The organism is Citrobacter sp. Cpo065 (assembly GCF_030332805.1).
In the GTDB taxonomy this organism is placed as follows: Bacteria; Pseudomonadota; Gammaproteobacteria; order Enterobacterales; family Enterobacteriaceae; genus Citrobacter; species Citrobacter portucalensis.
The window spans coordinates 109,231-121,475 of record NZ_JAOWHC010000030.1; the positions used below are offsets into that span (position 1 = coordinate 109,231).

At 55.6% G+C, this 12,245-nt stretch carries 13 protein-coding genes; 2 read left to right on the plus strand and 11 right to left on the minus strand.

Annotation, left to right across the window (positions count from 1 at the left end; genetic code table 11):
- Positions 1-62: 62 nt before the first annotated feature.
- The 11 genes from phnK to OGY68_RS11015 all read right to left on the minus strand — a co-directional run bounded on the left by phnK (position 63) and on the right by OGY68_RS11015 (position 8,445).
- Complete coding sequence (gene phnK, locus OGY68_RS10965) at positions 63-821, minus strand: phosphonate C-P lyase system protein PhnK (RefSeq protein ID WP_057068392.1); 759 nt, start codon at positions 819-821, stop codon at positions 63-65.
- On the minus strand, positions 818-1,609 hold the full coding sequence (gene phnJ / locus OGY68_RS10970) for an alpha-D-ribose 1-methylphosphonate 5-phosphate C-P-lyase PhnJ (protein ID WP_234096745.1): 792 nt from the start codon (positions 1,607-1,609) through the stop codon (positions 818-820). The genes phnK and phnJ overlap by 4 nt, the downstream gene beginning before the upstream one ends.
- A gap of 46 nt (positions 1,610-1,655) precedes the next feature.
- Complete coding sequence (locus OGY68_RS10975) at positions 1,656-2,723, minus strand: carbon-phosphorus lyase complex subunit (protein ID WP_057068394.1); 1,068 nt, start codon at positions 2,721-2,723, stop codon at positions 1,656-1,658.
- Complete coding sequence (gene phnH, locus OGY68_RS10980; RefSeq protein WP_008786957.1) at positions 2,723-3,319, minus strand: phosphonate C-P lyase system protein PhnH; 597 nt, start codon at positions 3,317-3,319, stop codon at positions 2,723-2,725. The genes OGY68_RS10975 and phnH overlap by 1 nt, the downstream gene beginning before the upstream one ends.
- Positions 3,316-3,768 (minus strand): phosphonate C-P lyase system protein PhnG, encoded by a 453-nt coding sequence (gene phnG, locus OGY68_RS10985; protein ID WP_003826718.1) that lies wholly within the window; start codon positions 3,766-3,768, stop codon positions 3,316-3,318. Before phnG ends, phnH begins: the two co-directional genes overlap by 4 nt.
- Entirely contained in the window at positions 3,769-4,494 is a 726-nt protein-coding gene (gene phnF, locus OGY68_RS10990) for a phosphonate metabolism transcriptional regulator PhnF (protein WP_020996086.1), read from the minus strand.
- A 20-nt stretch (positions 4,495-4,514) separates the two neighbouring features.
- Positions 4,515-5,294, minus strand: coding sequence for a phosphonate ABC transporter, permease protein PhnE (phnE, locus tag OGY68_RS10995; protein ID WP_057068415.1), 780 nt, complete (start codon positions 5,292-5,294; stop codon positions 4,515-4,517).
- A gap of 133 nt (positions 5,295-5,427) precedes the next feature.
- Entirely contained in the window at positions 5,428-6,444 is a 1,017-nt protein-coding gene (phnD, locus tag OGY68_RS11000; RefSeq protein WP_057068396.1) for a phosphonate ABC transporter substrate-binding protein, read from the minus strand.
- A gap of 155 nt (positions 6,445-6,599) precedes the next feature.
- The gene (gene phnC, locus OGY68_RS11005) at positions 6,600-7,388 is read right to left on the minus strand and encodes a phosphonate ABC transporter ATP-binding protein (protein WP_003826726.1); all 789 of its coding nucleotides are present in this window, start codon (positions 7,386-7,388) and stop codon (positions 6,600-6,602) included.
- Between the two features lie 132 nt (positions 7,389-7,520).
- Entirely contained in the window at positions 7,521-7,970 is a 450-nt protein-coding gene (gene yjdN, locus OGY68_RS11010; protein WP_032942129.1) for a VOC family metalloprotein YjdN, read from the minus strand.
- A 139-nt stretch (positions 7,971-8,109) separates the two neighbouring features.
- Entirely contained in the window at positions 8,110-8,445 is a 336-nt protein-coding gene (locus tag OGY68_RS11015) for a zinc ribbon domain-containing protein YjdM (protein WP_003031835.1), read from the minus strand.
- A gap of 541 nt (positions 8,446-8,986) precedes the next feature.
- Between OGY68_RS11015 and crfC the strand changes: the two genes are divergently transcribed.
- On the plus strand, positions 8,987-11,344 hold the full coding sequence (crfC, locus tag OGY68_RS11020) for a clamp-binding protein CrfC (protein WP_048236322.1): 2,358 nt from the start codon (positions 8,987-8,989) through the stop codon (positions 11,342-11,344).
- A complete protein-coding gene (locus OGY68_RS11025; RefSeq protein WP_003826733.1) occupies positions 11,341-12,234 on the plus strand; it encodes a diguanylate cyclase regulator RdcB family protein in 894 nt (297 codons plus the stop codon). Before crfC ends, OGY68_RS11025 begins: the two co-directional genes overlap by 4 nt.
- The last annotated feature ends 11 nt before the right edge of the window (positions 12,235-12,245 follow it).

Here is a 12,245-nt window from a genome sequence, read left to right on the forward strand (position 1 = left end):
CTACAACCAATGCCGCTCCGTAGGCCGGATAAGGCGCAGCCGCCATCCGGCACAACAAAAAATCAGTTCTGCAACACCGACGACACCAGCAGCTGGGTATACGGATGATGCGGATCGTCGAGCACGCGGTCAGTTAACCCACTTTCCACCACCTGACCCTGCTTCATCACCAGCAAACGGTCGGCCAGCAGGCGCGCGACGCCCAAATCGTGGGTGACAATCACTACCGCCAGATCCAGTTCCACCACCAGGCCGCGCAGCAGGTCCAGCAGTTTGGCCTGTACCGAAACGTCCAGCCCGCCGGTAGGTTCGTCCATAAACACCAGTTTGGGATGGGTGACGAGGTTGCGGGCAATCTGCAGGCGCTGCTGCATGCCGCCGGAAAAGGTGGTGGGTAGATCGTCGATACGCGAGTCAGGGATCTCTACCTCCTCCAGCCAGCGCTGCGCGGTGGCGCGGATGTCGCCGTAGTGACGTGCGCCGGTGGCCATCAGACGTTCGCCGATATTGCCGCCTGCGGAGACCTGACGGCGAAGGCCATCCAGCGGATGCTGATGCACCACGCCCCATTCGGTGCGCAGCAGACGGCGACGGTCGGCCTCGTTCATGCCGTACAGCGAACGGTTCTGATACAAAATCTCACCGCTCTGCGGCGTCAGCCGTGAAGAGATCGATTTCAGCAGCGTGGTTTTGCCGGAACCGGACTCGCCGACGATGCCCAGCACTTCGCCTGGCCACAGGTCAAAAGAGACATCGCTGAAGCCCTTGCCCGGCGCGTAGAGATGGGTCAGGTTGTTGACTGAAAGCAGCGGTTGCGTCATTTGCTGAGGGCCTCGCTCTGTTGGCGGCAGTAGTCGGTGTCGGAGCAGACAAACATGCGTTTGCCGGTGTCATCGAGCACCACTTCATCGAGATAGCTGTGGGTTGAGCCGCAGATGGCGCAAGGCTCATCCCAGCTCTGCACGGTAAACGGGTGATCGTCGAAATCGAGGCTTTCCACGCGGGTGTAAGGTGGAACGGCATAGATACGCTTTTCGCGGCCAGCGCCAAACAGTTGCAGGGCTGGCATCATGTCCATCTTTGGATTGTCGAATTTCGGGATGGGCGACGGGTCCATGACGTAGCGGTTATTGACCTTCACCGGATAGGCGTAAGTGGTGGCGATATGGCCGAAGCGGGCGATATCTTCATACAGTTTCACCTGCATGATGCCGTACTCTTCCAGCGCGTGCATGGTGCGAGTTTCCGTTTCACGCGGTTCGATAAAGCGCAGCGGTTCAGGGATCGGTACCTGGAAGATGATTATCTGATCTTCCACCAGCGGCGTTTCCGGGATGCGGTGGCGGGTCTGGATCAGCGTCGCATCTTCCGTACGCTCAGTGGTATTCACCCCGGTCACACGCTTGAAGAAATTACGAATCGACACGGCGTTAGTGGTGTCGTCTGCGCCCTGGTCAATCACCTTCAGTACGTCCGGCTCGCCAATCACGCTGGCGGTAAGCTGAATACCGCCGGTTCCCCAGCCGTAGGGCATCGGCATCTCACGTCCGCCAAACGGGACCTGGTAACCCGGGATTGCCACCGCTTTCAGAATGGCGCGGCGGATCATGCGTTTGGTCTGCTCATCAAGATAGGCAAAGTTGTAGCCGGAGAGGTTAGTGGTCACGGGCGGCCTCCTGTTGCAGGCGTTTGAGCAGTTCCAGTTCGGCCTGGAAATCGACGTAATGGGGAAGTTTGAGGTGCGAAACAAAACCCGCCGCCTCGACGTTATCCGCATGCGCCAGCACGAACTCTTCGTCCTGCGCCGGTCCTGTGACCGTTTCATCGTATTCGGCTGCCTGTAGGGCGCGGTCCACCAGCGCCATCGCCATCGCTTTACGTTCGCTCATACCGAACACCAGCCCGTAGCCGCGGGTAAAATGGGGGGATTCGTTTTCTGGTGCGACAAACCCGTTCACCATTTCACATTCGGTCATCAGCAGTTCGCCGACGTTAACCGCAAATCCCAGCTCTTCCGGCACCGTTTCCAGTGCCACATAGCCGCTGCGGATTTCGGCGGCAAACGGGTGATTGCGCCCGTAGCCGCGCTGGGTGGAGTAGGCCAGCGCCAGCAGATAGCCTTCGTCGCCGCGCATCAGCTGTTGCAGGCGTGAAGCACGTGAACAGGGATAAACCGGCGGTGTGCGGGTGATGTCGTCGGGTGTCGCGCCATCATCCTCTTCACGCTTTGCCAGCCCCTGGTTGGCCAGCAGGGAAAAGACGTGCGGGGAGGCATCCTGCACGCCGTCTGCGCTGCGCAGAGGCGGCGTTTCGCCATTGGCCAGCAGGGTAAAATCCAGCAGGCGATGGGTGTAGTCATAGGTTGGACCCAACAGTTGCCCGCCGGGAATATCCTTGTAGACCGCCGAGATTCGGCGCTCAAGGCGCATTTCTGCGCTGTTAACCGGTTCACTGACCGCCACTTTTGCCAGCGTAGTGCGGTAGGCGCGGAGCAAAAAGATGGCTTCGACGTTATCGCCGCTGGCCTGCTTCAGCGCCAGTGCCGCCAGTTCACGGTCGGCAATACCGCCTTCGGTCATCACCCGGTCAACGGCCAGGTTCATCTGCTGTTCGATTTGCGCCACGCTCAGTTCAGCAATGGTTTCATCGCCCCGGCGTCGGTTTTCCTGTAGGGCGTGGGCGTTGGCTATCGCCTTTTCGCCCCCTTTGACGGCGACGTACATCAGCACACCTCCACATGGGTGGTTCGCGGAATAGCCAGCAGGCGTTCGCCGCAGGTGAGGATCAGATCGACCCCCAGTGGGAACGGGTGCGGGCGTTCGGTGAGTTCGTGAATCAGACATTCCGGCAGCTGTGGCGCGATCATGCGCTCTTCGGCAATGCCCGCGCCGGTCAGACGCAGCATGCGTCCGCCGCTTAAGCCAGAGACCTGCACAATCAGCGTGGCGCTGGTCTCTGGCGCGACGGCTGAACCGGCGGAGAGGGCGTTAAGCTGTTCGCTGCTGATGCGCTCGTCGGCGACGGCAAAGGCCGCCAGCTGCGGCTGATCCACCAGCGGCGCGTTGGTATGAAAACGCAGGTTCTGGCGGGCAATATCGTTATCCATCGACGGCGCCAGCCAGACCGGCGTGTCGCCATCGACCAGGGTCAGCAGCACGCTGGTGGTTGCCAGACCCAGCGGCTGCCAGCCGTGTTTCAGTTGATGCAGGGCGACGATTACGCCCGGTTCGCTCATGGCTTTCAGCAGGCGACGAAAGCTCTGCTGAGCATCCTGAACGGGTAAATTAAAAGCGGTCAGAAGTGCTGTAGATCGTGTCATGCGTTATCTCCGCGTACCAGCGTGAAGAAGTCGACCCGGCTGGCGTTGACTTCGGCACGGCGTGCGTTAATCAGCGCATCGCGTTCCGCTTCCAGCGGGGCAATTAAGGTTTCCATTAGGTTCTGGAAATGCGTTTGTTCCTGCAGCAGTGCGTCAATCACCGCGCACTGCTCGGCATGTTGTTTATTGCGTCCCAGCAGGTAGCTGTAACCCAGCGTGCCGCTCTTCAGGCGTACCACTGCGCGGGTAAGCGTGGTGTCACCGGCAAAGAAGCGGTTGCCGGTACCGCCCATACGGGCCTGGATCTGCATCAGTCCGCTTTCCGGAGCGCGGATAAGTTCATAGTCCGGCGTCAGTTTGAGCGCGGTGATGCGGGCGTTCAGGACATCGGCATTGCTGTAAGCCAGCGCGCGCATCCAGCGCTGGCGGGTGGCAGTATCGAAATGCATTCAGTGCTCCATAGTGAATTCGATCATGTCGGCGCGGGTCAGGCTGACGGAGTATTCCGCCGCGTGTTCTTCGCCTTCACGGTGGTTCAGGGTGCGCACGCACAGCAGCGGCGCCATATTGGGGATTTCCAGTACCTTGCTCTCTTTGGCCTGCGCGCGGCGGGCGCTGATGCGCGTTTGCGTGCGTAGCAGCGTCAGACCGGACTGTTCGCGCAGGTAGTCATGCAGCGAACCGCTGTTGAAGCCTTGCAGCAGCGGCCACAGCGAGAGGTCGGAAAAATAGTGGTCGATCTGGCACAGTGCGATGCCGTTAACCCGGCGCAGGGTGCGCAGGTGAATCACGTTATCGCCCTCGTTTATGCTGAGCGCATCGGCAATGTGGCTGGAGGCCGGACGCAGCACCGCCAGCAGTTTTTCGCTGGTGGGATGGCTGCCCTGGTCCAGCAGATTCTGACTAAAGCGCGCCTGGGCATTAAGCGGGTAATCGAACGGGCGCATCAGCACCAGCACGCCGACGCCCTGACGACGCTGAACCCAACCGCGTTCAACCAACTGGTCAATGGCGCGGCGCAGGGTGTGGCGGTTTACCTCGTAGCGCGCGGCAAGCTGATGCTCGGCGGGCAGATAGTCACCGCAGCGATAATGTTGACGTAGCTCCTGCTCAAGTCTCGCGGCAATTTCCTGATAACGCGTTGGATAACTGGTCGGATGTGTAGACAAGTGCATAGCAATCAATGCCTCGCTAATCAGATAAAGTGCTTACGCAAACGCTGGGAAAGGAAATCCAACAGGCTGACGGTGACGATGATTAACACCATCAGGGCGCAGGTTTGCTGGAACTGAAAGCCGCGAATCGCCTCCCATAAGGTCACGCCAATACCGCCTGCACCCACCATTCCGACCACCGTGGCCGAGCGAACGTTGGATTCAAAGCGATACAGCGAGTAAGAGATAAGCAGCGGCATGACCTGTGGCAGAACGCCGTACAGAATCTCTTCAATTTTGTTGGCACCGGTGGCGCGAATGCCTTCTACCGGACCTGGCTCAATAGCTTCTACCGCTTCGGAAAGCAGCTTGGAGAGCACCCCGGTAGTGTGGATAAACAGCGCCATCACCCCGGCGAATGGGCCTAACCCGACGGCGACCACGAACAGCATGGCGAAGACCATTTCATTGATGGCGCGGCAGGCGTCCATCAGGCGACGCATCGGCTGGTAAATCCACCACGGCACGAGGTTATCGGCGCACATCAGGCCGAAGGGAATCGACAGCACAACGGCGAGGGCAGTCCCCCAGACGGCAATTTGCAGGGTGACGGCCATTTCACCGAGATAGTCCTGCCACTGGCTGAAGTCCGGCGGGAAGAAGTCGGCGGCGAAGGTCGCCATATTGCCGGAATCCTGGATCAGCGTGAGCGGGGCCATTTCGGCACCTTTCCACGAGATCACCAGCACGGCGAGAAGAATGGCCCAGCTCAGCAGCGAGAACCAGCTACGTTTGGGCGGGGCGACGGTGATGGTTTGCATGTTTAGCTCCTGGGTGTCGATGTTTCGGGTCTGTTGTAGGCCGGATAAGGTGCTGGCACCGCCATCCGGCATGGAATCCCTTGCATTGCCTGATGGCGCTGCGCTTATCAGGCCTACAATTTGGTCACCAGGTTTACTGCACCGCTTTGGTGACGCTGGTCATAGCGCCCAGTGCGGCGGTCAGACGGTCAAGGTCATCGAGCTGCGCTTTCAATGCCGAGGTTTTGCTGGTTTTCTCTTCCTCGTTCAGCCCTTTGTTGTCCTTCACACCCTGCATCTCTTTAAACAGCGCCAGCTGGCGAATCGGCACCAGTTGCAGATCGCTGGAGGCGCGGAACGGTGCCCATCCCAGGCGTTCCAGTACGGTTTTTTGTTCCGGCGTTTTGCCGTAATTCATAAAGAAGTCGTACACCTTGTCCTTGGTGGTTTCGGAGAGGTTTTTACGCCAGACGATCGGATCGCCCGGGATCAGCGGCGACTTCCAGATCACCTTCAGTTCTTTCAGTTTTTCCGGCGCGGAAGTTTTCAGCTTGTCGAGGTTTTCGGTGTTGTTGGTGGCGACATCGACCTGCTTGTTGGCGACGGCCAGCGCGTTGGTTTCGTGTCCGGCGTTAACGGTGCGTTTGAAGTCGCTGGCGGAGATGTTGTTTTTGGCGAAGACGTAGTAGCCGGGGACGAGGAAGCCTGACGTTGAGTTGGGATCGCCGTTGCCGAAGGTCAGATCCTTACGTTTGGCGATCAGATCGTTCAGGTTATTGATCGGACTGTCTTTGTTAACGATCAACACGCTCCAGTAACCTGGGGATCCGTCGGCGGCGACGGTCTGGGCAAACACTTGCCCGTTAGCGCGATCCACCGCTTCCATTGCCGAGAGGTTGCCGTACCAGGCGATATCAACTTTGTTAAAGCGCATTCCCTGGATGATCCCGGCGTAGTCCGGGGCGAAGAAGGCGTTCACTTTCACGCCCAGTGATTTTTCCATGTCCTTCAGGAACGGTTCCCACTGCGGTTTCAGATTTTGCTGTGATTCGGTCGAAATAATGCCAAAGTTCAGCGCTTTTTCCTGCTCTTCGGCATGGGCCGGGATGAGCAGTGTGCTGAGACTAAACATGCTGGTGAAAGCCAGCGCGGCAACGGTCTTATAGCTCATGTCGTTTCCTTAATTAGTCATTGTTCCAGGCTATTTCGCTTGCCAGCCTGAATCCGGGCAGTGCTCAAAATCCTCACGTACTGCGTGTACGCTCCGGTTTTTCCGCGCTGGCCGTCTCCAGCCTGGTTGCGCCAATAACGCCTGGTTTTTTAGAACTATGCAGCCTGCGCGTTCTGTTCGACGCGGTTCATGCTGCGGTAGAGATGGTCAAAACGATCGTTATCAAAATGCTGGCTGCTGCCGTCAAAGAAGACGTTGCCCTGGCGCAGCGCGACGATGCGTTCGCAGTAGCGCAGGGCGTAATCCACCTGATGCAGCGTGACGACCACGGTGATGCCGTCGGTCTGGTTTATGTCGCGTAGGGTGTCCATCACGATGCGGGCGGATTCCGGGTCCAGCGAAGCAATCGGCTCATCGGCGAGGATCACTTTGGCCTGCTGCATCAGCGCGCGGGCGATTGCGACACGCTGCTGCTGACCGCCCGAAAGCGTGGAAACGCGCTGGTATGCAAAGTGCGCCATGCCCACGCGGGTCAGCGCCTGTAATGCACGCTGTTTTTGTTCCTGGCTAAACCAGCTAAAACAGGTACGCCAGAACGGCGTGCTGCCGAGCGCGCCAATCAGGACGTTCTCCAGCACTGTCAGGCGGTTCACCAGATTGAACTGCTGGAAGATGTAGCCGGTGTGGGCGCGGCTTTTGCGGATATCGCGCGCCAGGCGGCCTTCATGTTGAACGGTGCGGCCCAGCAGCTCGACGCGGCTGCCGGGGGATTTATCACCGGTGATCAAACCGCTTAAATGACGTAAAAGGGTGGATTTGCCGGAGCCAGACGGCCCAAGCAGAGCCACCATCTCACCGGAACAGATGTTCAGATCAACCGCATTGAGCGCCTGATGTTGATTGAAGGACTTGGAGAGTTTCTCGACGCGAATAATCGTTTGCATGATGCGGCCTCCCTAAAAAAGTGGCCCCATCGTGGCGGATCAATGTGACGTTTTCGTTAAGGGATGGTTACTCGACGATGAAGAGTTGAGCGCTATTTGATGACAGTACGGGAGGGCTGGCCTCCCGTTGGATTACTCTGTAGGGGGTTGCTGTTGTTTGACGACGTTGATCATCCACGGCACGCCATACTGGTCGCTCACTTTACCGAAACCGTGGGCCCAGAAGGTTTCCTGCCAGTCCATTTCGATTTTTCCGTTTGCTGCCAGGTTATCAAACCAGCGTTTGCCTTCATCGACGTTTTGCGTGTCGAGCACCAGCGTGAAGCCAGAGTAGTGAGCATTTCCGTCCGGGGCGCTATCGCTCATCATGATGTCACTGCCCGCAACGCGCAGGTTGGCGTGGGCGATGGCGGTGTCGGGGAATTTCAAGCCTGAAGGGCAACCATCTTCGCTATCCTGCGCCGATTTGGGCATTTCACCGAAGTTGATTTTGTAGAGTAGCTCAGCGCCTAGCGTTTTTTGATAGTAGGCGATAGCGTCAGCGCAGTTGCCTGCAAAGGAGATATAGGGACTTAACGGCATAATCTTTACCTCAGGTAAAAGAAGCCAATTAAGTGTAGTTAGCGTCTGCAAAAATAAACCAGGCGGGAAGTATGAGCTTCCCGCCTGGCAGATGAGCTGGAGTTGACCTGATTAGCGTCGCGCTATCAGGCAATTGGCATCAGTTCTTTTTCACAAACTCAGATTTCAGCTTCATTGGGCCAAAGCCATCGATTTTGCAATCGATGTTGTGGTCACCTTCAACCAAACGAATGTTTTTCACTTTGGTACCAATCTTCAGCATGGAAGAGCTACCTTTTACCTTCAGGTCTTTCACGACGGTAACGCTGTCGCCGTCAGCCAGCAGGTTGCCGTTGGCATCTTTAACGATCAGTTCGTCGCTGTCCTGCGCCGGTTCAGCATCGTTCCATTCGTGAGCGCATTCCGGGCAGATGAACATGCCGTTATCTTCGTAAGTGTATTCGGAGTTGCATTGCGGGCAGTGTGGTAATGACATGTGGATTTCCTCAAAAGTCAGCAGGGGCAAATGCGCCCAAAAAATGGCAGATTGCCGAAAAAGGCCGCAATTATACATAAAATCCCTGCATTTGTCGGGACTACTGCGCGATTACGCAAAATGATCTGCTGTAAAGACCCTCTGCTTTCACCTCAATGAAAGTATGGCGGAATATTTTTTAAGGGAAATTGCTACGCTTAGATATTTAAGATAAGGTGAGGCGAAATATCTGATATTCATAGGTAACATTGCTTAGAGATGCCTAAGTCATTGTGATTGAATATCATTGAACCCCTTAAATTTAGTAGGGGGATTCCGCTGGCATTTTTTAAAACTGAACTACGCTGTCTATCTTTCTTACTTATTTTCATAAGTGAGAGGCATCAGGCCAGCGGTTATACACCAAATTTATTTTAATAATATCAATTGGTTGTTTTGATTTTAATTATTTCTATACGTAATTATAAAAGCCAAAAAATCTATAAATAAAACGATTGGGCTAAATAAAAGCAATGCCATTTGCGTTAAGGAAAAATTTTCCATGCACACACAGACAATATATGAATTAAGTCAGGAAGCGGAACGCTTGCTGATGCTCTCGCTTGAACATCTCAGGCAATTGCAAAAATTGCCTATGACGTCGTTGGATGATGTCGCGCTAAAACAAGGAGAGCATAGCAGTCAGGTTGTTCAGCCCCTGCATTTCAGCGCGCGTGGCATGGATGTCCAGCAAGCAACGCTCAATAATGAGCTGCGCAAGATTACGCGTCTGGAAATGGTGCTGGCGATTGTTGGCACGATGAAAGCGGGAAAATCGACGACGATTAACGCGATTGTGGGGACAGAGGTGTTACCTAATCGTAATCGCCCCATGACGGCGTTACCAACGCTAATACGCCATACGCCGGGGCAGAAAGAGCCGGTGCTGCATTTTTCACATGTCGCGCCGATCGATGCCTTAATGAAGGTTTTGCAGCAGCGCGTGCGCGAGTGCGATCGCCTGCGTCTTACGCAGACCCTGGAAATTGACAAGGATATGAATGTCCTGCTGCAACATATTGAAAATGGTGTGGCATTTGAACGGTATTATCTTGGCGCACAGCCTATTTTCCATTGCCTTAAAAGCCTGAACGACCTGGTGCGCCTGTCAAAAGCATTGGACGTTGATTTTCCTTTTGCCGCCTATGCCGCGATTGAGCATATTCCGGTTATTGAAGTTGAGTTTGTCCATTTGGCCGGACAGGCAAGCTACCCAGGGCAATTAACGCTGCTGGATACGCCGGGGCCGAACGAGGCAGGACAACCGCACTTACAAAAAATGCTCAATGAACAGCTGGTGCGGGCCTCTGCGGTGCTGGCGGTGTTGGATTACACCCAACTGAAATCGATTTCCGATGAGGAAGTGCGTCAGGCGATTATGGCGGTCGGCAAGTCAGTACCGCTGTATGCGCTGGTGAACAAGTTCGATCAGAAAGACCGCAACAGTGATGATGAAGAACAGGTGCGGGCGTTGATTTCCGGCACGTTGATGCAAGGCGGAATTGCCCCTGAAAGAATTTATCCGGTCTCCTCAATGTGGGGCTATCTGGCGAACAGGGCGCGTCATGAGCTGACGACGCGCGGGCGACTGCCGGATCATCAGGAGCAACGTTGGGTGCAGGATTTTGCCGAAGCGGCGCTTGGCAGACGCTGGCGCACCACCGATCTTGACGATACAGAACACATCCGCCATGCCGCCGACCTGTTGTGGGAAGACTCGCTGTTTGAACAGCCAATTCAGAAAGTGATCCACGCCGCTTATGCTAATGCTTCGTTGTATGCGCTTCGCTCAGCGTCACATAAGTTATTGAACTATGCACAAAGCGTGCACGAATATCTGGAATTTCGCGCCCACGGGTTAACGGTCGCCTATGACAAACTGCGGCTGAACATCACGCATATTGAAGAGGATATGCAGCAGTTAGAAGTGAGCCAGGGGCGGGTGAGCGATGAAGTCAGCCATGAAGTAGAACTGGCGCTGGAGGCTGCTGCTGCCTATCTCAGTGAGCAACAGACTGAGATTCTTTGCGGTATCAACACGTTCTTTGTCAAAGAAAACGTCCTGATGATGTCACAACACGGTCTGGGGAATGCTGTGAATACGGCAGAAATGGCCGGAGAGATGTTGGTGTTGCATGATGAAGGGCAGGCGAAAATTGTGTTAGATAAAATTCGCTCGTCCTGTGAGGGGGTATTGCTGGCGGCGCAGGAAAGCATCAGCCGGGACTTAGCCCTGCGTTTTGAACAGCTTGAGTCGACGCTCTCCCGGGCGCTAAATGACGCGATGCGGCCAATTGAGCAAAGGGTGAAAGAGGAGCTAAACCACGCCGGTTTTCGTGCGCGGATCCGTTTTCCAGCGTTCCATACGGCGATGTTTAATTTCAATACCCGCCAATTGTTTAACGAGGCCATTGAGCAGGATATTCCGGCAGAAAATGCGCCGTCTACTGGCGGTGTGGTGCGTGACACTTTCTCTCGTTGGCTAAATCAACCCAACTGGGGATGGAATGATTACGTCGAAACAAAAACGCGTTATCTCATTGATATGGGCGCATTGCATAAAAACCTTGTGCAGTACGTTTCCCAGTTTTGCCAACAAATTCGTAAAGCTTTAGCTGCTCAGGTCGATATCTCCGTTACGGCTGGCATGGCCACATTTTTTGCTGATTTCTCTCTGTGCCTGGCGCAATTGCAGGCGAGTCTGAGTGAGAGTCTGACGCTACGCCAACAAAATGAATCCGCGGTGAATGCAATGAATGAGCAATTGCAGCAGCGCATTACGATTGCGGCATGGCTTTATGAAGATTCCCGATTGCTGCGTGACGATATCAATACCCTTTTTGCAACCGAGCACACATGACTAACGTTTTACTGGAAGGCCCCGGGAGGACGCTGGAGTGTGTCTACCCGAAGTTTATGGTCGATCTGGTTCAGGGAGATGAAACCAAACGTTCCGGCGGTTTTCTGCAACAGCAGCAGCGGCTGCGTGCGCGTCTGACGCAGGAAGTGTTATCCCAGACGCAACTGCGTGCGTGGGTGATGGCGGGAGTGTCCAGCGAGCATCTGGTGATGCGCCTTAAGCTGGTGGAGAAGCTGGCAGGCATGATTGATCCGGGTCATCTGGCGCTAGTACGGATCGCCGAAGGGCTGATGTTTTTGCAACAAACAGAACACCCGCGTGGGCTTTCAACCCCCGGTCTTTTACAGCAAATAAATTCACTGACTGACTGGTTTACCCAACGCGCGGCGTATAAAGAGAAGGCGCTGACCCAGCGCGGCCTCACGGTTCAGGCGGGCGAGCATAGCGAACAAATTTTTACCCGCTGGCGGGCTGGCGCGTATGACGGCTGGTCGTTACCAGGACGCTGTTTTGTCGCGCTGGAGGAGCTACGTTGGGGGGCTTTTGGTGATGCCTGCCGGCTAGCGAATGCCGATGTGGTGTTAATGCTAAAAGACAACCTGCGAACCATGGCGGCTCAGGCGTTGGCGGATAGCGTGAATGCAGCGCCTGCTACGCGTCATTACTATCATCATTGGCTCAGCACGCCAGCTGTCGGCGGATCGGGCGAGTATAACGATATGCTGAGCTGGCTGGGGAGCTGGTGCGATGCGCAACGCCATCCTGTGAGCTGGTCGGTGACGCAGCGTTGGCAAAATGTGGCGCTGGGAATGCCGCGATTGTGTTCGGCAAAGCGGCTGGTCGATGCGATGGTTGAGGAGATTTTTGCACCGACCCTGCTCGTCAATTGAGCAGGGCTGGT